Consider the following 25,492-nt stretch of genomic DNA (forward strand, 5'->3'; position numbering starts at 1 on the left):
GCGTGGCGGGAGTGCCCGGTCCCGGGCGGGGTCAGGGCTCGGCGAGGCCGTGGCGGTAGGCGTAGCTGACGGCCTGGGCCCGGTCCCGGGCGCCGATCTTGGCGAACAGGTTGTTGATGTGGGTCTTGACGGTGGCCTCGCTGATGAACAGGTCGGCGGAGATCTCGGCGTTGGAGCGACCCTGGGCGATGAGCCGCAGCACCTCGGCCTCCCGCCGGGTCAGCCCGTCCGGCAGGCCGCCGTCCCGCCGCGGCCGCTCCCGTCCGGGAGCCCCTGCCGTCGGATGCCGCCCGGCGGGCTCGACCTGAGGTTCGCGGCCGGCGACTCCCGTCAGGGGCTTTCGGCCGGAGGGTTCGGCCCGGGGCCCGGGTTCGGTCATTCGCTTTCGTCCGGAGGGCGCGGCCGGGGGGAGCATGGTCTCCAGGAGGCGGCGCTGTACCGCGGTGTCGAGCTGGGCGTCGCCCCGCATCACCGTGGCCACCGCCCGGGCGATCTCCTCGGCGTCGGCGCTCTTGGTGAGGAACCCCCTGGCCCCGGCCTGGAGCGCGGTGAACACCGACTCGTCGTCGGAGTAGGTGGTGAGCACCACCACCTGGGTGTCCGGATGGGCCGCGCGGATGCGGCGGGTGGCCTCGACGCCGTCCATCCTGGGCATGCGCAGGTCCATCAGCACCACGTCCGGCCGTTCGGCCTCGACCAGCTCGACGGCCGCCTCGCCGTCGGCGGCCGAGCCGACCACCTCGACGCCGGGCAGCAGTCCAAGCAGCAGGGTGAGCCCTTCGCGGACCACCGTCTGGTCGTCGACCACGATCACGCGGGCGGTCATCGGATTCCCGCCGGCAGGCTCAGCCGTACCCGGAATTGTCCGCACCGCTCGCCCGCCTCCAGCGTCCCGTTCAGCAGGGCGGCTCGTTCCCGCATGCCCACGACTCCGTATCCTCCCCCACCGCCCCTCCCGGAGTTCGCGCCGGGGCGGTCGAACGGGTTGGTCACGGTGAGCTCGCACAGGTCGGGCTCGAAGCTCATCCGAACGTCGGTGACCGCACCTCCGGCGCCCAGGCCGTGGTCACCGAGCTGATGCGGCGCCGGCAGGCCGAGCTCGCCGCCGGCGTACGGCACATGCAGGGCGCGGTCGGGATCGACCCCGGCCTGGATCCCGACCGGACGGCGGCGGCCCTGCTCGCCGGGATCCAGGGCGGCGTCCTGGCGAGAGGACCTTGCTCGCCGCCCGGGCGCCCTAGCTGCCGACCGGTTCCGCGCGGAGCCGGGCCGAGTGCTTGACCAGGGCGATCAGAACCTCCCGGCTCGAATCGCGCTTCCTGGCGTCGCACAGAATGATCGGGATCGAGGGGTTGAGCTGGAGGGCCAGGCGGACCTCGTCCAGCTCGAACGTGGGAGCGCCCTCGAAGCAGTTGACCGCCACCACGAACGGCGTGCCGCGCCGCTCGAAATAGTCCACCGACGGGAAGCAGTCCGCCAGCCGCCGCGTGTCCGCCAGGATGACGGCGCCCAGCGAGCCCTCCGCCAGCTCGTCCCACACGAACCAGAACCGCTCCTGGCCCGGCGTCCCGAACAGGTACAGGACGTAGTCGTTGCCCAGGGTGATCCGGCCGAAGTCCATCGCCACGGTGGTGGTGCGCTTGGCCTCCACCGAGGAGACGTCGTCGACGCCGATCCCGCGGTCGGTCAGGACCTCCTCGGTGCGCAGCGGCCGGGTCTCGGACACCGCGCCGACCATCGTCGTCTTGCCCGCGCCGAAGCCGCCGGCGACCAGGATCTTGATCGCCGTCGGCAGGCGCGGGCGCTCAGAGCGAGCGAAGGCCATCGAGCACCGCCCTGTACAAATTCATATCGTGCATGTCCACCTCGGCTTGTGGTTCCTGGGCAGAGACAAGTTCGCGGTCGAACAGGTCGCCGAGCAGCACCCGGATCGTGCCGGCCGGCAGATTGAGATAAGCGGCGATCTCGGCGACGGACTTCGGCTCACGGCAGAGCTTGAGGATCCGGATGTGCTCCGGATCCAGCCCGGCATCCGGCCCCGGCGGCGGTCCCACCGCCAGGGCCATGGAGATCAGGTCGAACCTGCCGTGCGCCGGCTGGGTCCGGCCCCGGGTCACCACATAGGGCCGGATGATCTCCGGATCCACCCAGTGCTCGTGGCCGGGCTCTTCCTGGCCTCTCACCGGTCGCTCCTGACGGCCTCGTTACGAGCTCCCGAGGTGAGGTACTGGCCCACCCGGGCGACCATCATCGCCATCTCGTACGCGATCAGCCCGATGTCGGCGTTCTGCGCGCACAGCACCGCCAGGCAGGCCCGCTCGCCCGCCGTGGTCACGATGAGGAACTGGTTCTTCCACTCCACGACCGTCTGCCGCACGGCGCCGCCGGAGACGTGGTCCGAGACGCCCTTGGCCAGGCTCTGCAGGCCGGAGGCGACGGCGGACAGGTGCTCGCCGTCGGTCCGCTGCAGCCCGGCGGACGAGGCCATGAGCAGGCCGTCCGAGGACAGCACGATGGCGTGCTGGGCCTCGTTGATGCGGTTGACCAGGTCGTCGAGCAGCCAGTTGAGGTCCGTGCCCGCGGAGGGACTCATGCGTTACCACCTCCGGACTGCTCGTCCATCATCTTGGCCGCCTGCGAGCGGCCAAGACGGGTGCCTGACTGCAGAGATCCCATCATCGCGCGGATCTCCTCCGGGGAACGCTCGTCATCGTCCTCCTCCAGGTCGGGCTGCGTGGGCGTGTCGTCACGCAGCGCTGGGGCCAGGTTGGCCTGAGGCACTCGGAGTGGTAGTCCTGACGGCGTGAACTCGGCCACAGACTGCTGCTCCGGTTCCGCTGGCGGCTGGTTGGTCGGGGTCTTGGGCTCGCGCTCGGCGACCGGCGGTGCCGGGGGGCGCGGCGCGGGGGCGGGGGGCGGAGCGGGGCGGGGCGGCTTGAGCGTGCGTACGTTCTCCGCCGGGGCCTGCCGCGTCGCCGTGGCCACCCCCGCCTGCCTGCGCGGCAGCCGCTCCTGGCCGTCGCCCTCCTGGGGCCCGGGCGTGGGATCGAGCTGTACGATCTCCTGCGGCAGCAGCACCACGACCGTGGTGCCGCCGTAGGGAGAGGCCTTGAGCACCACCTGGATGTCGTGCCGCTTGGCGAGCTGGCTGACCACGTAGAGGCCCAGGCGGGCGGTGCCCGTGATGCGGAACTCGGGCGGGTCGGCGATGCGCGCGTTGGCCGCGTCGAGGTCCTCGGGCTTCATGCCGAGGCCCCGGTCCTCGATCTCGATCACGTATCCGTTGGCCACGAGCTGGCCGCTGACCTGCACGTTCGTGTACGGCGGGGAGAACGACACGGCGTTCTCGATCACCTCGGCGAGCAGGTGGATGACGTCACCGACGGCCCGGCCGATGAGCACCACCTCACCCATCGGCATGAGCGTGACGCGGGTGTAGTCCTCGACCTCGGCCAGCGCGCCGCGGACCACGTCGACCATGGGGACCGAGCGCCGCCACGTACGGGCGGGGGCCGAGCCGGACAGGACGATGAGGTTCTCGGCGTTGCGCCGCATGCGGATGGCCAGGTGGTCCAGCCGGAAGAGCTCCTTCAGCTCCTCGGGGTCGGTCTCGCGGCGCTCCATCACGTCGAGCACGGTGAGCTGCCGGTGGACCAGACCCTGGGTCCGGCGGGCCAGGCTGAGCAGGATGTCGCGGATGCTGCGGCGCAGCTCCGCCTGCTCGGCGGCGACGCCGATCGCGGTGCGCTGCACGGCGTTGAACGCCTGGCCCACCTGGCCGATCTCGTCGTCACCGAAGTCCAGCGCGGGTACTTCCTTGGCCAGGTTCACCTCCTCGCCATGGCCGATGCGCTCGACCACGCCGGGCAGCCGGTCGTCCGACAGCTCGTGGGCGGCGTCGCGCAGCTTCTGAAGCTGGGCGAACAGGGAGCGGGCCGTGGTGATGGACAGGACGATCGAGGCGATGACCGCGAGGAGGCCGAGACCGCCGGCCAGGACCAGCCGGACGATGACGCCGACGGCGACCGGTGTCGACCGGTCCACCACGCGGTCTCCGGCGGCCAGCACCATGGCGTTGTAGTCGGCGAGTGCGCGATCGGTCGCCGACCTCCAGGTGGCGGCGCTGAAGGGCAGGCCCCCGCTGCCCGGGTCCTCTTCCGCGACCAGCTTCTCCAGGTCCGTGAGGCGCGTGAACGACTGGCTTTTGATCAGTTTGTCGTACTCGCCCCGGTCCAGGCCGGACAGCTCTGCCCCGGCCTGGTCGGCGATGACGTGCCAGGCACCCACGGTCTGGGTGAACTGCGCATGCTCGAATGGGGTCAGGCCACCCTCGTCGGCGAGCGCTCCGGAGAGCATGGCGTCTTCCCTGGTGAGGAGTTCTCGCGCCCTGCTCAGGGAAACGAGCGTGCGGACGTCCTTGGCGAGGGTCTTGTCGTCGAGGGTCGCCACCGAGCCGTAGAGGCCGTAGATGGAGTCGATGACGTCGCTGTAAGCGCCTGTCGCCTGGATCTGGTTCATGCGGCCCCGGTCGATGGCCTGCCGGGTCTGCTTGAGCATGTCGAGCCGCTTGAACACGTCGTCGAGCCTCGCGGCCGCCTCGTCATCCATCGCCCATCCGACGATGGCGGCGCCTGCCTCATCCTTGAAGGTGGAGATGCGCGTGTCGGTGTTCTTGCGGTGGCTTTCCAGCTCCTTGTGCCCTTGCATCCCTCTGTTGCTCAACTGGACGGCCGAGAATCGGCGCTCGCTCTGGAGATCGACGAGCAGGGGCTCACTGGGGGCGATCACGCTGTCGTTGAGCTGGCTGACCCAGAGAAGGTTGATGCCCTCGCGGAGGGTGACCCATGCCGCGAAAACCCACAGCGCTGCCAGGGAGAGTAGCAGAGCCGTGACTTTGGTCCGCAGCCGCGTATTGCGGAAGCCCATTACACCCACCCTGTAAATGTCTTTATGGAGTGCTGACACCGGGCCACGCAACGGCCACAGACGGTGTCGGTCACGAAACTGTAGCGCAGGCACAAAGGGCCCTCAAGCAACGGTAAACCCTTTGGCCACAAATATCCCATTTTTGACTGACTTAGTCAAAAATGGGTTACGATGGGTATCCTTCGCTGGTGAACGACCCCAGCTTCGCGTACTTCGGCATCCGGAATGACCTCGCGGATCGCTTGCTCAAGGCGTCGCACCAACTCGCCGGCGTGCCCCAACAAAATCGGAGTGGTGTCCTGGCCGCCGCGCTGGACGCCGTGCCGGAGGCGGCACAGCTTCTGCGCCCCTACCCAATCCTCTTCGCTGACGGCGACAGCGCGGCCAGCCGCCTGGCCTACAGCTGTTTGACGGCCTCGGCCACCTTCCCCGGAGCGCGACGGGACCAGATCGCCGATCTCGGCGCGCTGACCATGATCTTGTTCGGTATGGACGACGTCGCCGACGGCATCGCCGGGGACTGGTCCGACCATGAGGTGGGCGCGTTCTTCGAGAGCATCGGGGCCGTTCTCGCGGGCGCGCAGCCAGAGGTCGATGCCGCAGACGTCAGAGGGCAGGTCCTGCACGCCTGGAGCGGGTGGTGCGACCGCTTCCGCGGGCACCCGGGCGCCGCCGTTCACACGCCCAACCTGCTGCGGCAGCTCGAGCTGGCCGGTGCTGCCATGGCACTTGAACGCGCCTGGGCCACCGGTGGCGAGCCCTGGCCGGACTACGGGCGATATCTGGCCAACGGTGCTCCCACCATCCTGTACCCCACGTGGTGGGCAGCCGCCCTGGGGATCCGCGGACCGGTCCCCGCCGACGCCGGTCACTGGGAGTCGATGGAGCAAGCCACTCTCCTCGGTGCCGCATGTATGCGGTTGGCCAACGACATCAGAACCTTCGAACGGGAAAGGCGCGAGGGCAAGCCGAACTCCGTCCTCATCCTGGAACACGGCGGCATGAGCACGGAGGCGGCGGTCGAGCGGGTTTCCGCACAGGTGGCCGACCTCAACGCGGAGTTCGCGGCCGCGCTCGCCGATCTGCCTGGCGAGCTGGCGGGCATCGCTGAAGGCCAGCACAGATGCGTGTCGTTCAACGGCGCCTGGTACAGGTCCAGGGACACGCACGCGTACACCGTTCAGGAATTGGCCAAGGACGTGGAGACGCATCGGGCCGACTAGGGAGAGACGCTGTCAGGCACCCGCGCCTGCCGGGCGAGGTGCGACGAGGCGATCACCGCGGCGCGGGCCACCGCGAGCGGCACGTACAGGTCCTTGTCCAGCCAGAGCGGGGGATGTTCTCGGCCCGTCGAACGCGTCATATGGTCATATCCCCGATCGGCGGCAGATAGGCGCCGCGGATCGGTCCGCCCCTGGGTGAGCAGCAGGGTCTGCATCGCATATGCGGTCTCCTCCGTCGTGCCCTGCCAACGGCCCCAGGATCCGTCTTCACGCTGGGTACGCAGGACCCACTCGGCGGCCGCCCGCACCGCCTGCTCCGAGGCACTCCCGCCGAAGGCGTCCAGCGCCAGCGCGCAGCTGACGGTGGCGTAGTAAGGGGACGCATGCCACCGGTCGCTCCAGCATCCGTCCGGTCGCTGCTGGTCCCGAATCCAGGCAGCCAGGTCGGCGATGGCTTCTTGGTAGCGCGGTGCGGCGGTGGGCTTGCGGGCCACGTACTGGCCGAAAGCGTCCAGCACGTGCGCGTTGACGCTGACCGAGGTGCCTTGTTCTCCCGGCCAGGTGGAGAAGTGCACTCCGGTGCGGAACCGCCACAGGCTGTCCGGCTCGTACGGCGAGCCCAGCAGCGCCAGCGTGTACAGCGCCATTGATGTGGTGTCGGCGTCGGGCGGCAGCCCGTATCCCGCGGGCGTGCCGGCGGGCGCGATGGCCGCCCTGATGTCGGCCACCATCTCGGGCGGCACGTCGACGGGCACGCCCGCGCGGACCAGGCAGCTCAACACCCAGGTGCGCTCGAACACGGTGATCGGGAGCCCGACGGGCACCGGGCCACCGTGCAGGCGGACGACCGCCTCGAGGTGCTCGCGCGCCGGCTCGCCCGCGTCGGCCGCGGCCCGCTCGCCCAGCCAGGCGGCGGTCGCCGCGGGCGAGGCGCCGATGGTTCCGATGACCGTGGGCCGGATGCCGGGGGCTCCGGCGGCCTCCTCGCCGGCGATCTCCAGCGCATGGAGCAGCTTCTCCGGGATCTCCGCCCCCGACTTGATCCACGATCTGACCAGGTGGAGGGTGTCGTAGCTCATCCCCTCGGGCAGTGGCAGGGGCGCGTGGCCCCCGAGGCCCTCGATGCCCTCGATGCCCTCGCACCGCCGGTTGATGAGGGCCACGAGCGAAGGCACGATGTGCTCTATCGCCGGCATGTCCGGGAGTTCGAGACGGCGGCTCAGCCAGTCGGCCAGCCCGCGCAGGCCGCGTCGCACGGTGTGCCCGAGCCGATGGCGGTCCGTACCGGCGTCCCCGCGCGTCAGCGCGGACAGGATCCCCTCAGTGGCGCTCAAGGTCGGCACCAGCCCGAACCCGTCGGGCGCGCCCCAGGAGCCGTCCCGGTGCTGTGTGCGGATCAGGAAGTCGATTCGCTCCTGATGGCCGGTCAGCCAAGGTGCGAACGAGACCAGCCGGCCGGTCTCGTAGACCGACGGTGACACCTGCCCCCATGGTCTCAGCATGAGGCTCGCGACCAGTTCGCCGGCGGCCGCGGCGATGTCGACCGGATCGCCGACGGTGGTCTTCCCGTGGCTCACGCTGCACGGTTCCGTTCGATCGGCATCAGCCGCAGCATGAGCTTCTCCTTCGGCCGGGCGGAGATGCCCGCCAGGGGCGTGAGTTTCTGGGGGTTGGTCAGCACGGGCTCGTACCTGCTCAGCAGATTGGCGGTCACCAGGGGAGCCAGCACCTGGAACACGTGCTGGCCGATGCAGATGTGCGGGCCGGCGCCGAACGGAATGTACGCGTAGCGGTGCTGGTGCTCGCCCTTTTCCTCCGCCCAGCGCTCCGGGTCGAACTCCTGCGGACGGTCCCAGAACTCCGGCAGTTGGTGAGTGGCGAACGGGCTGATCAGTATCTGCGAGCCGGCCTTGATCGGGACGCCGCCGACCTCCGTGTCCACGACCGCCTGCCGGGGGATGATCCATGCCGCCGGGTGCACGCGCATGACCTCCTGCTGGACCATGTGGAGGTAAGGAAGCTGAGCGAGGTGGGCCGGCCGCACCGGCTCGTCGCCCACCACGCGGTGGATCTCGTCCCGCAGCCGGGCGTAGACGTCGGGATGCTCGTTCAGCGCCGACCACATCCAGGTGAGCGTCCCCGCCGTTGTCTCGGAGGCCGCACCGTAGACGCTCACCAGATCGTCGCGGATCTGCCGGAAGTCCGGCCTGCCCTCCTCATCGCGTCTGGCCGTGAGCAGAGCCGAGATGATGTCCTTGGTCTGCGCGTTCTCGCGGTGTGCCGCCTGGTCGATCAGAGGGTAAATGACCTTGTCGATCGCCTTGACGGCGCCAAGGAAGGCGCGGTCGCCGGGCACCTTGATGGAGTACGGGGCGAAGGGGACGAGCAGGCGGAAGACGACCGAGGTGGCGCATGTAGCGAACTCCGGCTCCAGCCGTTCGGCGGTGTCCCTGGAGATCCGGCCGCCCAGCAGGACCTTGATGACCGTCTGGTTGACGATCATCGTCATATGGTGGCCACTGTCGACCGGCCGGCCGCTCCGCGCGTATTCGTCGAGTTCGGAGACGCACTCATCGATCATGTCGGCCATGTCCTCGGCCAGAGATCTCGCGTACTTCGGGGTGAAGAGCGGCGCGAGGACCTTCCTGGCGACCCCCCAGCTCTCGCCGTCGCCGAGGATGCTGTTGCCGGTCAGGCGATGCACTGGCCGCCAGAACATACCCTCGCGGCCGAAGTGGGACCAATTCGTCTTGAGTACCTGCTCGACGTGGTCGGGATGCGAGACCAGGTAAGGACGGAAGGGGCCGAGGTTGAGGCGGACGAGCCGACCTCCTGCCTCTGTGCCCAGTCTGGCCAGCTCGGTGACTGGGTTTCGATAGAGCCGAGAGACGGCCTGATGGAAGGGCACGACTTTCGGCCTGGTCACGGAGGTGCCCGTGGCGTGCGGCATGGCGACGATCCCCGATCCTGATGATTCTTTTGTTGGTTGTCAGCTGTTGAGATATTTGTAGCGATATGCGCGGTTTTTGCGTGATAGTCCGCTTGTCATGGGGATCGGGTCTTTGGTTGGCTTGCGAAGAGATGACGGCTGCCGGTATCGGCTCGTACCCGGTGTCGGGGTCCGTCCGGGCCAAGCGCGGATACGGCTCACTGGCTCACGAGGTTTCGGTCGCCCGCGCGTACAGTTGCTCGGATCCGCTGTCCGACGGCCGGCCGTGCCGCGGCATCGTCCGGCGCCGTGTGGGCGGCGGCCGGGAGGCGCCGGCCGTGACTTCGCTCACGGCCCGGCCCTCGTCCGAGACGCCGGATGGGTGGCGAGGTCCGTGTTGATCTGCTCGAACATGACGGCGAAGGCGGTCCGGCCGGTGAGGGTTCGAGGGCAATGGATGTGATCTGGTGGGGGCGGCGCTGATCGCCACGGGTTAGTCCTCCATCGCCCACGGTATCCGTCTCAGGCGACGGATATTTCCCGACAAGGGTCAACCATTGGGTGGAGTATCACATGCTTGTGCATGTAGATTCAAGATCGTACGGGGGTAGGAGCACCTAGTGAACCTCAGCTATGCGCCGGACGGCGGTGTGCTCGCACGCTGCCGTAGTCTGCTCGAGCCCGCCCTCCGCGAGGCGGTCTCAGTGCTGCATCCCTGGGGCGGCAGGATGGTCGCGTTTGCGCTGGGCTGGTCGGACACCGACGGCCGGCCGTACGGCGGCGACGGCGGCAAGGGCCTGCGGCCCGCCATCACCATGCTCGGCGCGGAGGCGGTGGGCGGCACTGCGGAGTCGGCGCTGCCCGGGGCCGTGGCGGTGGAGCTGGTGCACGCGTTCTCGCTGGTGCACGACGACATCGTGGACAACGACGAGCGCCGCAGGCACCGTGAGGCGCTGTGGAAGGCCTACGGGGTGGGGCCCGCGCTGGTGGCCGGCGACGCCCTGCTGGCCCTGGCGGTCAGCCGGCTGGCCGAGCGGCCCGAGGCGATGAAATACCTGTCGGCGGCCCTGGTCGACCTGGTGCAGGGGCAGACGGCGGACATGGCGTTCGAGGAGCGGCCCTGGCACGGGGCCGGCCGGGTCACCGTGGAGGAGTACACCGCGATGGTCGCGGGCAAGACCGGCGGGCTGCTGGGGGCCGCCGCGGCCGTGGGAGTGGTGCTGGGCGGCGCGCCAGAGCTGGCGGACCGGATGTGGGACATGGGGCGGGACCTGGGCGTGGCCTTCCAGGTCGTGGACGACATGCTCGGCATCTGGGGGGATCCCGGTCTCACGGGCAAGCCCGTGCACAGCGATCTGCGCCGCGACAAGAAGACGCTCCCGGTGCTGGCGGCCCTGGCCGCGGGCGGCCCCGAGGCTCGGGAGCTGTCCGCCGTGCTCGCCGCGGGCGTCGCGGACGACGACTCGGCCCGGCGGGCGGCCGGCCTCGTGGCGGACGCGGGCGGCCGGGCGGTGGCGCAGGCCATGGCGGATCGGCACCTGGCGGCGGCGCTGCGGGTCATGGACGAGTGCCTGCCCGGGGCCGCGGACCTGCGGGGGTTGTGCGACTCCCTGGTGCACCGGGTCGCCTGAGATAGGGGCCTGTGACCACTGGCTTTTCGGGTCCGCCGATAATAGGGGGATGCGATCAATTGGCACGACGGATCTGTCCGTTTTCCCGCTGGCGCTCGGCACGAACGTCTTCGGCTGGACGGCCGGCAAGGAGACCGCGTTCGCGATCCTGGACGCCTACGTCGAGGGCGGCGGGAACTTCCTCGACACGGCGGACGTGTACCCGTACTGGGCGACCGGGGAGTCGACGTCCGAGATCATCATCGGTGAGTGGATGGCGGAGCGCGGCAACCGCGAGTCCATCGTGCTGGCCACCAAGGTCGGCGCGCTGGAAGGGCGGAAGGGGCTGGCTCCGGCCACCATCCGGGCGGCGGTCGAGGACTCGTTGCGGCGGTTGCGTACCGACTACATCGACCTTTACTGGGCTCATGTGGACGATCGCGACACCCCGCTGGTGGAGACGCTGAGCACGTTCGACGCGCTGGTGCGGGAGGGCAAGGTCCGCCACGTCGGGGCCTCCAACTACGGCGCGGACCGGCTGGCGGAGGCGCTGGGGATCTCCGGCGCGGAGGGGCTGGTCAAGTATGTGGCGTTGCAGCAGCCGTACAACCTGGTGGAGCGGGGGTACGAGGGTGACCTGCGGGACGTCGTGGCCGGGGAAGGGCTGTCCAGTACGCCGTACTTCGGGCTGGCCCGTGGCTTCCTGACCGGCAAGTACGCTCCGGGAGTGGACGTCGACAGCCCGCGGGCCGGGCAGGCCGCCCAGTACCTCACGACCGAGCACGGGCCCCGGACGCTGGAGGCGCTGGCCAAGGTGGCGGCCGAGCACGATGCCGAGCCGGCGTCGGTGGCGCTGGCCTGGGTCGCCGCCCAGCCGACGGTCGCGGCGCCGCTCGCCAGCGCGCGCGACGTGCGGCAACTGGAGGCGCTCATGACCTCCGCCGCGCTGTCCCTGACCCCGGCCCAGCTCGCGCTCCTGGACGAGGCCTCCCGTCCCTGACCCCCGCCCGGCTCGCCTTCCTGGACGAGGTCCCCTGTCCCTGACCCCGGGGAACAGCGATGCCCGGCCCCGCGCCCATCCACCGGACGCGCGGGGGTCGGGTCACGCCGCCGGGGTCAGGCCAGGCCGTTCTGGCGGCACCACTCCTCGACGGTGACCGCCTTGCGCTCCACCGTGCGTACCCAATGTGGGTTGGTCTCGATGGCGGCCGCCACCGAGGGGTTGCCGGGGAACACGGCGTTCAGCCCCGTGATCCGGAGTATGCGCTGGATGCGGTCCGTGGTCCTCGCGAGAGCGAGCGAACCGTCGTGCATGCGCAGCCGCTTCAGGCCGCCGACGAGCACCCCGAGCCCGGTCGAGTCGAGGAACTCCACGGCGCTCATGTCCGCGACGATGTGCACGACGCCTTTGGCCGCGAGGTCGAGCACGTGCTCGCGGAGCTGGGGAGCGGTGAACACGTCGATCTCGCCGGCGACCGTGATCACGGCGCAGTCGCCCACCGGGCCGATCACCTCTACCTCGATATCTCGCATTTCACCCCTCACCTTGTCATTAGTTGCATTGACAGAGAAATATGCCCATTTACGCTACTTCATAAAACAGCATCCCGTCAATCGATGGCTTTCGCCGTCATTGTGTAGAATGACATGAATGAGGGATGAGTAATGCGGGTCGAAGAGGCCATCGGACGGCAGATCGCGCGTTTGCGGACCGAGCGGCGGCTGTCACTGACCGAGCTGGGGGAGGCCCTCGGGCGTTACCTGGACAGGCCCTGGAGCAGGCAGGCCGTCCACCAGGCCGAGCGCGGCCGGCGGCTGTTCACGGCGGCGGAGCTGGCCGCTCTCGCGCTGGCCCTCGACACCTCCGTTCCCGTGCTGTTCCGCGCGGAGGACGACCGGATCGAGCTTCCCCGCCGGGCCGTCTCCCAGGAGGAATACCGGGGGATCCTGCTCAACAGGGAGCCGGACATGCCCCTGGACGGCGTCGAGGAGCTGATCATCGCGCTGCACGACATCAGGGAGGTGCTCGCCCGGCCCGGCCTGGCCCGGCTGGCCAGGATCGCCCGGGTCGCCGGCACCGAGCACCTGTAGCCGCCCGGTGCCCGGTGCCCGGTGTTCAGCGGCCGGTGTTCAGTGGCCGGTGCTCAGTGGTGGTCGGCGCCGGTCGAGGAGACGTCGAGGTCGCGGGGGGTCAGCAGCCACACCGTCACGGCCCCGGCCAGCATCAGCAGGGCGCCCGCGCCGCCGGTTAAGACCAGCGAGTCGGTGAAGGCCGCCTTGGCCTGCTCCAGCAACCGCCCGCCGGCCGGCCCCAGCTCCCTGGCCACGTCTACAGCCCCGCCCAGGGACTCGCGGGCCGCGCCGGCGGCCGCGCCGGTGTAGTCCAGCTCGGCGCGGTAGACGGCGGCCGCCAGGCTGCCCAGGACGGCCACGCCCAGCGCCGCGCCCACCTCGTAGCTGGTCTCCTCGATGGCCGCCGCGCTGCCGGACTTCGCGGCGGGCGTACCCGACATGATGGCCGCGGAGGCGATGGCGAGCGCGCCGTTCCCGGTGCCGATGAGCAGCAGGGCGACCGCGACCGGGCCGTAGCCCAGCGGCTCGGGCGCGAGCAGCAGCGCCAGGAACCCGAGCCCGGTCACCGCCAGGCCGCCCGCCAGCACCGCGCGGGCGCCGATCCGGGCCGCCAGCACCGGGGCCAGCGGGGAGGAGACGAGAGCGGCCAGCGCGGCGGGCAGCAGCAGGACGCCCGCCCACAGCGGAGAGTCCCCCCGTACGAGCTGCATCCACTGGGCCAGCAGCAGCAACACCGCCGCCATCGCGATCGACGTGGTCAGCGCCGTCACCACCCCGGCGGAGAACGAGCCGCTGCGGAAGAGCCTGATCTCCAGCAGCGGATCCGGCCTGCGCAGGCACCGCACCACGAACCAGCCCAGCGCCAGCGCCGCCACCGCGGTGGTGGCCAGGGCGGCGGGGGAGGAGAGGCCGTGCTTGCCGAAGGACTTGACCGCGTACGTCAGCGCCACCATGCCGACCATCGACAGCACCGGGCCCAGGGCGTCCCAGCGGCCCGCCCGCGGGCTTCTGGACTCCGGCAGCAGGAGGAGGCCGGCGACCGTCGCGACCACCATGACGGGCACGTTCACCAGGAAGGCCGAGCGCCAGGTGAAGTGCTCCAGCAGGAACCCGCCCAGGATCGGCCCCAGCGCCGCCCCCACCGCGGCCATCGCCGCCCAGACGCCCAGTGCCCTGGCGCGTTCGGCGGGGTCGGTGAACAGATTGCGGATCATGGACAGCGTGGACGGCATGATCATCGCGCCGCCCACCCCGAGCAGCGCCCGTACGGCGATCACCTCCGGCGCGCTGTCGGCCGCCAGCACCGCCAGCGAGGCCAGCCCGAACACCGCGAACCCGCTCAGCAGCATCCGCTTGCGACCCCACCGGTCGCCCAGCGCGCTGACCGTGACCAGCAGCCCGGAGACCACCAGCGAGTACGCGTCCACCATCCACAGCAGCGCGACCGAGTCCGGCCGCAGGTCCTCGGACATGGCCGGCAGGGCGACGTTGAGCACGGTCATGTCCATGACCACGACCAGCACGCTGGCCGACAGCACGACCAGTCCGGCCCAGCGGTGCCGCGCCGGAACGGGTGCGGTGGTGATCGTCATGAGCTCCCCTCCCGGGGTCCGGCGCCCCGCAGGAACGTGGTCAGGAGCAGCCGGGGCACGTCCCGGCGGGCCACGTCGCCGCGCCTCAGGCTCTCCCGCACGGTCACGAGCAGGCCGTACACGGCGTTGCTGACCCAGCGGACCGGCAGGTCGGCGCGGAGCAGGCCGGCGCGCTGGGCGGCGGCGTAGAACGCGACCTCGCGCTCCTCCAGCTCGTCCGAGCGGTCCTTCAGTTCGGGGTGGAACGCCATGGCGGTTTCCGTCAGGCCGAACCCGTATTCGTCGGCCACCTCGATGAGGCCCAGCAGCAGGGTGTGCATGGCCTTGCCGATCACCTGCGGGTCGGCCGACGTGGTCGCCTCGGCCATGCCGGCGTTCACCTGGGCCCGGTCCCATTGCTCGTGCGCGCGGTGGCCGAGGGCGACCATCAGCTCCTCGCGGCTGCTGAACTGGCGGTGCAAGGTCGCCCGGCTGATCCCGACCGCCTCGGCGAGCTGGGCCATGGAGGCGGCCGGGTTCTCGTTGAGGTGCTGGATCGCCGCGGTCATGATCTGCTCACGGCTCATCGACATCCGACAACTCCGTATCGTTTGAGACAAATCTGTCTCATACAATACATCATTGACTCACCCGCCGGGCGGCTCCGGTCTTCGCCACGGGGGCGGGGAGAGGGGTCTCGCTTTCCCGGCATGGCGGAGAAGCCGCAGGTCGGCTAGGGTGCGAGCTGTGGTGATCAGTGACGCGCGCACGCGCATCCTGGACGCGGCGGAGGAGCTGTTCGCGGGCGGCGGCTACGCGGCCACCCCGATCGCCGTCAAGGAGCGGCTCGGGCGCCTCAACGGCGAGCTGGTCGCACGCGCCAGGTTCGCGCTGGGGCTGGCGCTGCCCGGCGCGCGGGGAGACGCCGCGCGGCTGGAGGTGGCCGCGGCCATGTTCGCCGCCGTGCTGATCTACCAGGAAAACCTCTGCCAGCTAACCGGCCACCAGATCGACCCCGACGCGGTCGCGGAGCTCATCGCCCACGCGCTCGTCTAGCAGCTCGTCGAGCGCCGTGCGCAGGTGGCCGAGGAGCCCCCACACGTCGTCCACGCGCTCGGGGCAGGCCACGATGCCGAAGTCGAGCCGGCCGTCGTAGGAGAAGCAGGTGATGTTCAGGCCGCCGCTCATGTCTGTCAGGACGGACAGCGGATAGTACGCCAGCACCCTGCCGCCGCACATGTACAGGGGGAACTGCGGGCCCGGCACGTTGCTGATGATCAGGTTGATCGGCGGGAACGCCAGCGCCGCCAGCCGGAAGATGGCCGGCGTGACCAGGCTGGTGACCGGGGCGGGCAGCATCGAGCACAGCTCGCTCGGCCACGTCGCCGGGGCCAGCGCGAACCGCCGCTTGGCCTGGCCCATGGCGGTGCCGACGGCCCGCAGGCGCTCCCTGGGGTCGGGGACGTTCGTGGGCACGGGGGCGACCATGGCGGAGAGCTGGTTGCCGGCCAGGTCCCTGGCCGCGGACGTACGGACGGCGACCGGGACGGCCGCGACCAGCGGCGCCGCCGGCAGGGCGTCGCGCTCGCGCAGCCACGAGCGCAGGGCCGAGGCGCACAGGGTCATCACGACGTCGTTGACGCTGATGCCGTTGGTCCTGGCGACCCGCCTGACGTCGGAGAGGGGGAGCGAGTCGAAGGACAGGCGGCGGCGGGCGCTGATCGGGCCGTTGAGCGGGGTGCGCGGGACGGCGAGGCTGGGCAGCTCGGGGCGCTGGTGCCGGTCGCGGGCCACCAGGCGGGCGGCCCTGGCGATCAGCCGCGCCCCTGGGATGGTGGCCGCCAGGGGGATGGCGTCCAGGTCCTCCGCGGCCCTGACCACGGACTGCAGGGCGCGCACGGGGTGCGTCGCCGTCCGCACGGCGGCCCCGGCCAGCATCTCGGCCAGCCCGGGCGCCCCGCTCCCCACCTCTCCATCACCGGTCCGTACGGGGCCGCCGCCGTCGCGCACGGAACCCTTGCCGGTCCGTACGGGGCCGTCGCCGTCGGATGCGGGACCCTTGCCTGCCGGTGCGGGGATGTTGCCGTCGGGGGTGAGGTCGAGCAGCGTGGCGAGGGTCTCCGCGCCGGAGACGCCGTCGATCGCGGCATGGTGCACCTTCGTGTACACGGCCACCCTGCCGCCCGCCAGCCCGTTGATCAGGTGCGTCTCCCACAGCGGGTGAGCCCGGTCGAGCCGGCGGGCGTGCAGCTCGGCCACCGCCTCGGCCAGCAGCTGGTCGTCGCCCGGCGCGGGCAACGTCATCTCGAACAGGTGGTTGTCGATGTCGAAGCCGGGGTCGGGCGCCCAGTAGGGGTGGTCCAGCCCCAGCGGCACCTCGGCCAGCCGCAGGCTGAGCGCGGGGGACAGGTGGACCCGGTCGAGCAGGAGCTTCGCCAGCGCGGCCCGGTCGACGGTGCCGGCCGCGGGGCCGAGAATGGCCAGTCCGGCGACGTGCGCTGCGGTGGTGGCCGATTCGACATTGAGGAACTGGGCGTCGAGTGCGGTCAACTGGCGCATCTGCTCTCCTTTTGCGGTGATGCGGGGAGCATCACACAAGGGCATTTCCAGAACGTTTCCGCGAAAGTCTTCCAGATGAATTCGGGTGCGCCGGACCACTGTTTAGTAAATGCGCAGCTCAGTCGGGATCGGTGACAATTACCTATCCATTGACGAGCTGAATGGGGTGCTGCACGACGGCGTCGAACCGGTAGCCGAAGGGATGACGGGGCGTGCTCGGGGGTTGGGTGGCGCCGGTCTCGTCGGTGGCCCGCGCCATGAGCAGCCGTGGTCCCGTGCGGCGCGGCGCCCAGCTGACGTGCCACGGGAGCCAGGCGCTGACCAGGTGTCGCCCATGATGCTCGGCCTCGCGCCAGGTCGTGCCGCCGTCAAGGCTGACCTCGACCCGGACGATCCGGCCCTGGCCGGACCATGACCGCCCGCGCAGGACGTGCAGTCCCCGGGCGGGCAGGCGGGCATTCCAGGGGAGCTCGAAAGCGCTCTTCACCGGCTGCGTGGTGATGTCCGGGTAAAAGACCGTGTTCCACGGGGTGTGCACATCCTCGGTGGCGACTTCCAGCTCGCCGAGCCATTTGATGGACGCAATTCCCACCCATCCCGGCACCACCAGCCGCACCGGAAAACCGTGGTCGGGGGGCAGGCGCTCGCCGTTCATCTCGTAGGCCACCAGGACGTCGTCCATCGCCTTGCCGACCGGTAGCGGGCGGCGTACGTGCCCGTGGTCCTCGAACGGCGCGTCCAGCCCGGTCGCCAGCACGTCCACGGCGCCGGGAAGCAGCCCGACCTCCTTGAGCAGGTGTTTCAGCGGCACCCCGCGCCACCGCGCCACCCCGATGCCCCCGAGACCCCACTGCGTCCCGGGCACGGGGTCGTGCTGCTGGGTCCCGTAGAACCGCCGCCCGTTCCCGGCGCACTCGATCGCCACGTCGAGCGTCCGGGACGGCATGGCCAGCAGCTCCTCGTATCCGAACTCGCGCGGACATCGCACCCCGGCGCCGTGCACCCGCAGCCGCCAGGTGGCGGCGTCGATGAGCGGGGTGGAGGTGTGGTTTCGCACGAAGAATCGGTCGTTCGGAGTGTGGTACCCCTGCCCCGCCATGGCCTCCCAGCGCATCTCGGCGTTGGTGTCGCGCACCAGGAACAGATGGTCGGGCAACGGCTTCAAGATCGTCACCACGGCCTGCTTCATGGTCCCACCTCCACAATACCTATTTCCTACCTGGAAACCATTTAATCTCCTCCCGGCCCACTCTCGCGACGCTCATCGCCAACTCCCGCCGATCCGACGCGGAACGTTCCACCCGCCGCCCTCCTCTAACCTTCCCTCGACCTCGGAGAACGCACCCGAACGACAGCCTTCGCGTGAGGGGTGGTGCGCGGGGCGGTGGGGCGCACACCAGGGGGCCCATCCGGTGACCGTGCCGGTCCGGGTCAGGCTTTTTCGTGAGTTATGGCCTTCCCTCAATGGGCGGGGCCGGCCGGCGGGGCATGTGGTGCGGCAGCGGCAGGCAGGCCGGTAGGCGCGCACCGCAGTGGAACCCCACAGCCGAGCCTGCGATGGAGCCCATGGTCAGCGTTCGCGCCGTACTCTCATCCCCGGAACGCCCCCGGCCCGCAGGTCGTCCAGGCGTTAGCGGCCCAGGAAGCCGAGGAGGCGGTCGAGGGGCCAGGTGTTGATCACGTCGTCCGTGGTCAGCCAGGCTCGCTGGGCGATGCCCACGCCGAAGCGCTGGTTGTCCAGGTGCGGGACCGCGTGTGAGTCGCTGTCGATCGAGAACTTGACGCCGTGGTGCTTGGCCAGGCGCACCAGGTCCGACGGGAGGTCGGAGCGGTCGGGGAAGGAGTCGATCTCCATCGCGGTGCCCGTCCTGGCCGCCACGCGGAAGATCGCGTCCCAGTCGGCGTCGACGACGGCCCGCTTGCCGATCTTGCGGGTCGTGGGGTGGCCGATGATGTCGACGTAGGGGTTTTCGCAGGCGGTGATGAAGCGGCGGGTCATCTCGTCCCGTGACATCGTGAAGTGCGAGTGCACCGAGGCCACGCACACGTCGAACTCCCGCAGCACCTCAGCGGGCCAGTCCACCGACCCGTCGGGAGCGATGTTGAGCTCGGTGCCGTGGAGCAGCCGCATGCCGGGATAGTCGCGCTGCAACTCGGACACCTGGGCCCGCTGCTCCAGCGCCTTCTCCAGGGTCATCCGCTGCATCGTCAGATCGGGCGCGTGGTCGGTGACCGCGTAGTAGGAGTAGCCCCGGGCGTGACCGGCCGCCACCATGTCGGCCAGCGAGGCGACGCCGTCCGTCAGGTTGGTGTGGGTGTGCAGGTCGCCCTTGAGATCGGCCAGCTCCACCAGGACCGGCAACTCGCCCCGCAGCGCCGCCTTGACCTCTCCGCCGTCCTCCCGCATCGGCGGCGGCACGAACTGCATGCCGAGCGCGGCGTAGATGTCCTCCTCGGACTCGGCGGCGATCACCCGGTCGCCCTCGAAAAGCCCGTATTCGGACAGCTTCCAGCCCTTCTTCACCGCCATCTCCCGGATGGTGACGTTGTGCTCCTTGGAGCCGGTGAAGTACTGCATGGCCGCGCCCCACGACTCGGCCGGCACCACGCGCAGGTCCACCTGGATGCCGGCCTTGGTGCGGACCGAGGTCTTCTTCTCGCCCGCCGCGATGATCTCGGCGACGTAGGACTGGGCGCGGAAGTCGTCCATGATGGACTCCGGCGCCACGGCGAGGATGTCGATGTCGCCGATCGTGTCCTTCATCCGCCGCAGCGACCCCGCGTAGGCGATCCGCTCGGCCTTCAGCGACCCGATCACCTGCTCGGCCAGCGACATGGCGACGCCGATGTGCACACGGCGGCCGGACTGCTCAAGCTGCTCGACGCCCTTGGCCAGGTTGGCCAGGGTCTTGGGGCCGAGGCCCTTGACGCCGTCGAGGCGACCTGCGGTGATCGCCTCGCTCAGCGCCGCCGGGGAGTCGATGCCGAAGTCCTCGAACAGCATGATCGCCGTCTTCGGCCCCAGCGTCGGCACCCGCGTCAGCCTGCGCACGCCCTCCGGCACCCGGCCCCGCAGGTCGTCGAGCTGACGGAAACTCCCGCGCTGCAGGAACTCCTCCATCTTCTTGGCGATGGCCTCGCCCACGCCGGGGACGCCGCGCACGTCGACGGCCGAGATGTCCTCGGGGAACCCGGCGATCGCCTTGGCCGCCTTCTGGTAGCTCCGCACGCGGAAGGCGTCGCCACCGCAGAGCGCGAACAGCTCCGCGTATTCCTGCAGCGCCGCCGCCGCCTCCTCATTTGCCCGCATGCCCCATACCCTAGGGCCCGCCCCCGACAATCACCGCCCTGACGATCACGCCCCCGACGACCGCCCCCGACGACCGCCCCCGACGACCGTGCCCGGCCGCCGGAGCGGGCGGCCGGGCACGGCACGGATCGGGTGACGGCGGCGGCCGGACTCAGAAGCGCACCTCGCGCGGCCGGTACGGAGCCCCGAGGAAGTCCAGCTCCTCGGCCGACAGCGACACCGACACGGCGGCCACCGCGTCGTCCACGTGCCGGTCCTTGGTGGCCCCCACGATCGGCGCGTCGACGCCCGGCTGGTGGAGCAGCCAGGCCAGCGCGACCTGGGCGGCCGGCAGGCCGCGCTCACGGGCCACGTGCGCCACCTGGTCGAGGATCAGCTTGTCGTTCTCCGGGTCGTACAGGAAGTCGATGCGCGGGTCCGACCCCGCCCTGGTGGTGGTGGCCGTCGTGTCCGCCCGGGCCAGCACGCCACGGGCCAGCGGGCTCCACGGGATCAAGCCCACCCCCTGGTCGGCGCAGAGCGGGAGCATCTCGCGCTCCTCCTCTCGGTAGAGGAGGTTATAGTGGTTCTGCATCGCGACGAACTTCGTCCACCCGTGCCGCTCGGCCACGTGCTGCGCCTTGGCGAACTGCCAGGCCCACATGGTCGAAGCGCCGATGTAGCGGGCCTTGCCCGCCTTGACCACATCGTGCAGCGCCTCCATGGTCTCCTCGATGGGTGTCTCGTTGTCCCACCGGTGGATCTGGTAGAGGTCCACGTGGTCGGTGCCGAGCCGCTGGAGCGAGGCGTCGATGGCGGCGTGGATGTGCTTGCGCGACAGCCCCCGGTCGTTGGCCCCCTCGCCCATCACCCCGTGCACCTTGGTGGCCAGCACGTAGTCCTCCCGCCGGGGGAAGATGCCCCGCAGCAGACTGCCGGTCACGACCTCGCTCACGCCCTTGCTGTAGACGTCGGCGGTGTCGAAGAACGTCACCCCCGCGTCGGCGGCCCTGCGGACGATCGGCTCGGCCGCGTCCTGCGTCAATGCCCATTCCTGGCTGCCGGGATCGCCGTAGCTCATCATGCCGAGGCAGATCCGCGAGACCTTCAGGCCCGTCTTACCAAGCCGCGTGTATTCCATGACCCTCACACTAGGCCGTTGGACCGGTTCACTGCGGACTCCACGGGCAGTCATGGCTGTCCAAAAGCGGCATCGCCCTTACACGGCCGTACGGATCGGGTCGATTATGGAGGAACAGGGCAGCGTAGGGGCGCTGAAGGCTCGGCGGGGCCTGCCGGCCCGGGCGCGGACGGGGGTGGGGTGGAGGGTAGAGAGCGCAATCTTCTGTCTCGGGCGCGTTCCAAATTTCATGATTTCTCCTCACCTTTCTGGGCGGGCGGCATCGGTCTGGCGGCGGGGCTCATCACGCTGTCGGTGCCGGTCGTGGTGGAGCTGGCCAGGGCGGGGCCGGCGGTCGAGGGGACGGTGACGCTGCTCGTCCTGCTGGCGCTGCACGTCAAGTTCATCCTGGCGGGGTCGTGGTGGATCGTGGCGGTGCAGGCGTGGCTGACGTACCTGCCGATCACCGTGTTCGGGGCGGCGTGGACTCCTGTGTGCGGGCTGCTGGCGGGGGCGCTGCTGGTGACGGCGGGCCGGATCCGCTCCATCGTGCTGGTGGCGCTGGCGCTGGCGTGCGGACCCGTCCTGCTGTTCGCACCGGACCAGTCGAAGATCCACGCGGGCTGGGCGATCGTCGGCCCGCTGGTCGGCCTGGTCGAATACGCGCTGGTGACGCTGGCCAGGCGGGCCCGGTTGCTGGGGGAGGCGCGTACCGAGGTGATGCGCAAGGCGGTCGCGCTGGAGCGCCGCCGTTTCACTCGCGACCTGCACGACCTGGTCGGGCACCGGCTCACCGTGCTGGTGCTGAAGACGCAGTTGCTGCAGCGGCTGGTCGCCGAGGGCGACGAACGCGCCAGGGCCGAGGTGAGCGAGATGCTGGTGCTGCTCACCAACCTGTCCGCCGACGTCAGGGCGGTCGCGCACGGCCTGCGCAGCTCCTCGCTGGCGGCCGAACTGGGCTCGGCGCGCTCGCTGCTGGAGTCGGTACGCGTCCGCTGCCAGATCAAGATGGCCTGCCGCGAGTTACCGCCGGAGGTGGAGGAGGCGCTCACCCACGCCCTGCGTGAGGGCGTCACCAACGTCCTGCGGCACGCCGAGGCCCGCCAGTGCTCGATCCACCTGCTCGAACGTGACCAGCTCGTACGCCTGTCCATCAGGAACGACGGCGTACGCCCCCCACGCCGCCCCGGCGACGCCGGCCAGGGCCTGCTCAACCTGGCCGAGCGCGTGTCCGGCCTGGGGGGCTGGCTGGAGGCCACCTCGTCGCGCTCCGGCCAGTTCACTTTCACCGTGTACGTCCCACAAAAGAAATAATCGGCACCCGGTCAATTGTGTAGAACACACCAATGCCTATTAAATAGCCGCAATCGGCCCGTGCACCGTGTAACTAGACCGGACCGTCCGCCGGCGGCACTCTTCTTGTGACACCGCCCCGGAGGTCAGCGCCAGATGGACAAGTACGAGCTCCACTGCCTGGTGGACCAGCGTTTCTACGACACGCTGGAACACAGCACGGCCGAGAACGCCGACTTTCCCCTTCTCAGCCGGCCGATTCCCGCCGGCTGGTCGAATGCGCTGACCGACACCTGGTGCTATTACGCCCCTGACAACGAGCCGCCGCTCCCCGCGCAAGGCTGGAAAATCCACGTGTCCGCCCGCGTGGAGGACGCCGAGCGGGCCATCACCGCCGTATGGGACTACTGCGTCCCGCGCGGGATCGCCTTCAAGTTCCTGCGCGGCACCCCCGTGCTCGTCATGGTCAACTCCAAGGCCGCCTCCCGCGCCTCCAGCGGCAAGCTCCTCACCGTCTACCCCCGGGACGAGGGCCAGCTCGAACTCGTCCTCAAGGAGCTCGACGAACTGCTGCGCGACGTGCAGGGCCCCTACATCCTCAGTGACCTGCGCTACGGCACCGGCCCGCTGTTCGTCAGGTACGGCGGTTTCCACGAACGCCACTGCCTGTCCTCCTCCGGCGAGCGCGTGCTGGCCGTCGAGGACGGCGACGGGCGGCTCGTGCCCGACGTGCGGGGCGCCACGTTCTCGGTGCCGCCGTGGACGACGCTGCCCGGGTTCCTGGAGCCCCATCTGGCCGCCCGCAACGCCGTCACCATGAGCGGGCTGCCGTACGCGATCGAGAGCGTCCTGCACTTCTCCAACGGCGGCGGCGTCTACCTGGGCCGCGACACCGGCACGGGGGAGCGGGTGGTGCTCAAGGAGGCCAGGCCGCACGCCGGGCTCGACGCGGCCGGACGCGACGCCGTCACCCGGATCCGGCACGAACGCGACATCCTGGAGCGCCTGTCGGGGCTGCCCGCCGTGCCCGCGCTGCGCGACTACTTCACGCTGGGCGAGCACCACTTCCTCGTCCAGGAGTTCGTGGACGGCACGCCGCTGCAGCGGCGGCTGGTGCACCGCTACCCGCTCACCCGCGCCACCTGCACCGACGCCGACCTCGCCGAGTACACCGCGTGGGCGGTCCGGACGCTGGAGGACGTGGCGCGGGCCGTCGCGTCCGTGCACGAGCGCGGGGTCGTCTTCGGCGACCTGCACCCGGACAACATCCTGCTGACCGAGGACGGCCGGGTGGCGCTCATCGACTATGAGGTCGCCACCCTCGCCGAAGAGCGGGCCCGCGCGGCGCTCGCCCACCCGGCCTTCGCCCCGCCGGCCGACCGGCAGGGCGTGGACATCGACCGGTACGCGCTCGCCTGCCTGCGCCTGGGCCTGTTCGCGCCGCAGTGCACGATCATGCTGCCGCTGCACCGGCCGAAGGCGGCCCACCTCGGGGCGCTGGTCAAGGAGACGTTCCCGGTGCCGGAGGACCTGGTGGACACGGCCGTGGCCACCGTCTCCGACGCCGATTCCGACGCGAAGGACTGGGCGCGGGGCCTGCCCATGCCGGGCACGGCCACCTGGCCCGAGCTGCGGGAGGCGATGAGCCGGGCCATCACGGCGAGCGCCACGCCCGAGCGGGACGACCGGCTGTTCCCCGGCGATGTGGCCCAGTTCCAGCCGGGTGGCGGTCTCAACCTGGCCCACGGCGCGGCCGGCGTGCTGTTCGCGCTCGCGCGGGCGGGCCTCGGGCCGTTCCCCGCCTACGAGCAGTGGTTGTGCGAGCGCGCGCTCCGCCCGGCCCAGGGCTCCGGCCTCGGCCTGTACGACGGGATGCACGGCATCGCGTACGTGCTCGACCTGCTCGGCCACCACGGGCACGCCCGCGACCTGATCGACGTCTGCCTGCGCGAGAAGTGGGAAAGCCTGGAATCGGCGCTGTTCTCCGGCTTATCCGGCATCGGGCTGAACCTCCTCCGCTTCGGCCGCCCCGACCTGGCCCTGCGCGCGGTGGACATCTGCGCGGACCGCCTCGGCGTCCCCGTTTCCGGGATCAGCGGCGGCGCCCACCCCCGGGCCGGGCTGATGTACGGCTCGTCGGGGCCCGCGCTGCTCTTCCTGCGCGCCCACGAGCACACCGGCGACCACGGGCTGCTCGACCTCGCGGCCACCGCGCTCCGGCAGGACCTGCGCCGGTGCCGGGCCACCGAGGACGGCTCGCTCCAGGTCAACCAGGGGTGGCGGGTGCTGCCGTACCTGGATGAGGGGTCGGCCGGGATCGCCCTGGTGCTGGCGCGTTACCTCGCGCACCGGCACGACGAGGAGTTCGCGACGGCGCTGGCCCGGCTGCGGCTGGCCGGGCGCTCCGGCTTCTTCGTGCAGTCCGGGCTGTTCACCGGGCGGGCGGGCATCATCGCGGCGCTCGACGGCGACATACGGGGTCTGCGCTGGCACGCGCTGCCCCACGGCGGAGGACTGGCCTTCCCCGGAGACCAGTTGCTGCGCCTGTCCATGGATTTCGCGACCGGAACGGCGGGCGTGCTCTTCGCCCTCGCTGCGGTGCTGGGTGACCAGCCGGTCCACCTGCCGTTCCTGGAGGCCGCACCCGAGCGGCCTGCCCCCGACGAGCCATCGGAAGGAGGTGTAACACATGGTTCTTCTCGACCTGCAGGGTCTTGAGGCTCCCGCGGCCAGTGACGTGGCCAGCGGCGGTAGCACGCTCACCGTTCTCTCATGCCACTCCGGCAAGCCCAGCAACCTCAGTGTCGCTCTCTGCCACTGACACCTGAAATATCGGTCGTCCCCGCGTCGCCGGCTCGTGACGGCGCGGGGACGCCCTGCGATCCCCCCTTGTGGGGCC

The 25,492-nt window shown here is 70.5% G+C and carries 22 protein-coding genes and 1 pseudogene; 8 read left to right on the forward strand and 15 right to left on the reverse strand.

Features of this window, described 5'->3' with window-relative positions:
* Positions 1-31: 31 nt before the first annotated feature.
* The 6 genes from ABGB18_RS13800 to ABGB18_RS13825 all read right to left on the reverse strand — a co-directional run bounded on the left by ABGB18_RS13800 (position 32) and on the right by ABGB18_RS13825 (position 4,926).
* On the reverse strand, positions 32-826 hold the full coding sequence (locus tag ABGB18_RS13800) for a response regulator (RefSeq protein WP_347695865.1): 795 nt from the start codon (positions 824-826) through the stop codon (positions 32-34).
* Positions 823-1,119, reverse strand: a complete 297-nt coding sequence (locus ABGB18_RS13805; protein WP_347695866.1) for a hypothetical protein — start codon at positions 1,117-1,119, stop codon at positions 823-825. The genes ABGB18_RS13800 and ABGB18_RS13805 overlap by 4 nt, the downstream gene beginning before the upstream one ends.
* Before the next feature lie 118 nt (positions 1,120-1,237).
* Positions 1,238-1,825 (reverse strand): ATP/GTP-binding protein, encoded by a 588-nt coding sequence (locus ABGB18_RS13810; RefSeq protein WP_347695867.1) that lies wholly within the window; start codon positions 1,823-1,825, stop codon positions 1,238-1,240.
* Positions 1,806-2,147, reverse strand: a complete 342-nt coding sequence (locus tag ABGB18_RS13815; RefSeq protein ID WP_347695868.1) for a DUF742 domain-containing protein — start codon at positions 2,145-2,147, stop codon at positions 1,806-1,808. Before ABGB18_RS13815 ends, ABGB18_RS13810 begins: the two co-directional genes overlap by 20 nt.
* Before the next feature lie 32 nt (positions 2,148-2,179).
* Positions 2,180-2,593, reverse strand: a complete 414-nt coding sequence (locus ABGB18_RS13820; protein WP_347695869.1) for a roadblock/LC7 domain-containing protein — start codon at positions 2,591-2,593, stop codon at positions 2,180-2,182.
* Positions 2,590-4,926 carry a nitrate- and nitrite sensing domain-containing protein gene (locus tag ABGB18_RS13825; protein WP_347695870.1) on the reverse strand — a complete coding sequence of 779 codons (2,337 nt, stop codon included), beginning with the start codon at positions 4,924-4,926 and terminating at the stop codon, positions 2,590-2,592. The genes ABGB18_RS13820 and ABGB18_RS13825 overlap by 4 nt, the downstream gene beginning before the upstream one ends.
* 188 nt (positions 4,927-5,114) lie before the next feature.
* On the opposite strand from ABGB18_RS13825, the gene ABGB18_RS13830 reads away from it, so the two are divergent.
* Positions 5,115-6,149 carry a terpene synthase family protein gene (locus ABGB18_RS13830; RefSeq protein ID WP_347695871.1) on the forward strand — a complete coding sequence of 345 codons (1,035 nt, stop codon included), beginning with the start codon at positions 5,115-5,117 and terminating at the stop codon, positions 6,147-6,149.
* Here ABGB18_RS13830 and ABGB18_RS13835 read toward each other — a convergent pair.
* Together ABGB18_RS13835 and ABGB18_RS13840 are read right to left on the reverse strand one after the other, a co-directional pair.
* On the reverse strand, positions 6,146-7,726 hold the full coding sequence (locus ABGB18_RS13835) for a prenyltransferase/squalene oxidase repeat-containing protein (RefSeq protein WP_347695872.1): 1,581 nt from the start codon (positions 7,724-7,726) through the stop codon (positions 6,146-6,148). The genes ABGB18_RS13830 and ABGB18_RS13835 overlap by 4 nt on opposite strands.
* Positions 7,723-9,099, reverse strand: a complete 1,377-nt coding sequence (locus tag ABGB18_RS13840; RefSeq protein WP_347695873.1) for a cytochrome P450 — start codon at positions 9,097-9,099, stop codon at positions 7,723-7,725. Before ABGB18_RS13840 ends, ABGB18_RS13835 begins: the two co-directional genes overlap by 4 nt.
* 599 nt (positions 9,100-9,698) lie before the next feature.
* Here ABGB18_RS13840 and ABGB18_RS13845 point away from each other — a divergent pair.
* Together ABGB18_RS13845 and ABGB18_RS13850 are read left to right on the forward strand one after the other, a co-directional pair.
* On the forward strand, positions 9,699-10,709 hold the full coding sequence (locus tag ABGB18_RS13845; protein WP_347695874.1) for a polyprenyl synthetase family protein: 1,011 nt from the start codon (positions 9,699-9,701) through the stop codon (positions 10,707-10,709).
* A gap of 49 nt (positions 10,710-10,758) precedes the next feature.
* The gene (locus ABGB18_RS13850) at positions 10,759-11,688 is read left to right on the forward strand and encodes an aldo/keto reductase (protein ID WP_347695875.1); all 930 of its coding nucleotides are present in this window, start codon (positions 10,759-10,761) and stop codon (positions 11,686-11,688) included.
* 200 nt (positions 11,689-11,888) lie between these two features.
* Here ABGB18_RS13850 and ABGB18_RS13855 read toward each other — a convergent pair.
* Positions 11,889-12,221: pseudogene (locus tag ABGB18_RS13855) on the reverse strand (STAS domain-containing protein); the annotation flags it as partial.
* Between the two features lie 132 nt (positions 12,222-12,353).
* On the opposite strand from ABGB18_RS13855, the gene ABGB18_RS13860 reads away from it, so the two are divergent.
* Positions 12,354-12,779, forward strand: coding sequence for a helix-turn-helix domain-containing protein (locus ABGB18_RS13860; protein ID WP_347695876.1), 426 nt, complete (start codon positions 12,354-12,356; stop codon positions 12,777-12,779).
* A 53-nt stretch (positions 12,780-12,832) separates the two neighbouring features.
* On the opposite strand, the gene ABGB18_RS13865 is transcribed toward ABGB18_RS13860, so the two are convergent.
* Both ABGB18_RS13865 and ABGB18_RS13870 read right to left on the reverse strand, forming a co-directional pair.
* Positions 12,833-14,353: an MFS transporter gene (locus tag ABGB18_RS13865; protein WP_347695877.1), complete on the reverse strand. Its 1,521-nt coding sequence runs from the start codon at positions 14,351-14,353 to the stop codon at positions 12,833-12,835.
* Positions 14,350-14,925: a TetR/AcrR family transcriptional regulator gene (locus ABGB18_RS13870; protein ID WP_347695878.1), complete on the reverse strand. Its 576-nt coding sequence runs from the start codon at positions 14,923-14,925 to the stop codon at positions 14,350-14,352. The genes ABGB18_RS13865 and ABGB18_RS13870 overlap by 4 nt, the downstream gene beginning before the upstream one ends.
* Before the next feature lie 154 nt (positions 14,926-15,079).
* Here ABGB18_RS13870 and ABGB18_RS13875 point away from each other — a divergent pair, with 154 nt between their 5' ends.
* A complete protein-coding gene (locus ABGB18_RS13875; RefSeq protein WP_347695879.1) occupies positions 15,080-15,388 on the forward strand; it encodes a hypothetical protein in 309 nt (102 codons plus the stop codon).
* On the opposite strand, the gene ABGB18_RS13880 is transcribed toward ABGB18_RS13875, so the two are convergent.
* The 4 genes from ABGB18_RS13880 to ABGB18_RS13895 all read right to left on the reverse strand — a co-directional run bounded on the left by ABGB18_RS13880 (position 15,326) and on the right by ABGB18_RS13895 (position 21,321).
* Complete coding sequence (locus tag ABGB18_RS13880; protein WP_347695880.1) at positions 15,326-16,891, reverse strand: wax ester/triacylglycerol synthase family O-acyltransferase; 1,566 nt, start codon at positions 16,889-16,891, stop codon at positions 15,326-15,328. The genes ABGB18_RS13875 and ABGB18_RS13880 overlap by 63 nt on opposite strands.
* 142 nt (positions 16,892-17,033) lie before the next feature.
* Entirely contained in the window at positions 17,034-18,080 is a 1,047-nt protein-coding gene (locus tag ABGB18_RS13885) for a sulfite oxidase (protein ID WP_347695881.1), read from the reverse strand.
* Between the two features lie 441 nt (positions 18,081-18,521).
* Positions 18,522-20,201 (reverse strand): DNA polymerase/3'-5' exonuclease PolX, encoded by a 1,680-nt coding sequence (gene polX, locus ABGB18_RS13890; protein WP_347695882.1) that lies wholly within the window; start codon positions 20,199-20,201, stop codon positions 18,522-18,524.
* 151 nt (positions 20,202-20,352) lie between these two features.
* The gene (locus tag ABGB18_RS13895; RefSeq protein ID WP_347695883.1) at positions 20,353-21,321 is read right to left on the reverse strand and encodes an aldo/keto reductase; all 969 of its coding nucleotides are present in this window, start codon (positions 21,319-21,321) and stop codon (positions 20,353-20,355) included.
* A gap of 294 nt (positions 21,322-21,615) precedes the next feature.
* Here ABGB18_RS13895 and ABGB18_RS13900 point away from each other — a divergent pair, with 294 nt between their 5' ends.
* From ABGB18_RS13900 to ABGB18_RS13910, 3 genes are all read left to right on the forward strand, one after another.
* Positions 21,616-22,614 carry a histidine kinase gene (locus ABGB18_RS13900; RefSeq protein ID WP_347695884.1) on the forward strand — a complete coding sequence of 333 codons (999 nt, stop codon included), beginning with the start codon at positions 21,616-21,618 and terminating at the stop codon, positions 22,612-22,614.
* Between the two features lie 135 nt (positions 22,615-22,749).
* Positions 22,750-25,311 carry a class III lanthionine synthetase LanKC gene (lanKC, locus tag ABGB18_RS13905; RefSeq protein ID WP_347695885.1) on the forward strand — a complete coding sequence of 854 codons (2,562 nt, stop codon included), beginning with the start codon at positions 22,750-22,752 and terminating at the stop codon, positions 25,309-25,311.
* Positions 25,283-25,414 (forward strand): SapB/AmfS family lanthipeptide, encoded by a 132-nt coding sequence (locus ABGB18_RS13910; protein ID WP_103955008.1) that lies wholly within the window; start codon positions 25,283-25,285, stop codon positions 25,412-25,414. Before lanKC ends, ABGB18_RS13910 begins: the two co-directional genes overlap by 29 nt.
* Positions 25,415-25,492: the final 78 nt, after the last annotated feature.

This window comes from Nonomuraea sp. B12E4, assembly GCF_039871825.1.
Classification (GTDB): Bacteria; Actinomycetota; Actinomycetes; order Streptosporangiales; family Streptosporangiaceae; genus Nonomuraea.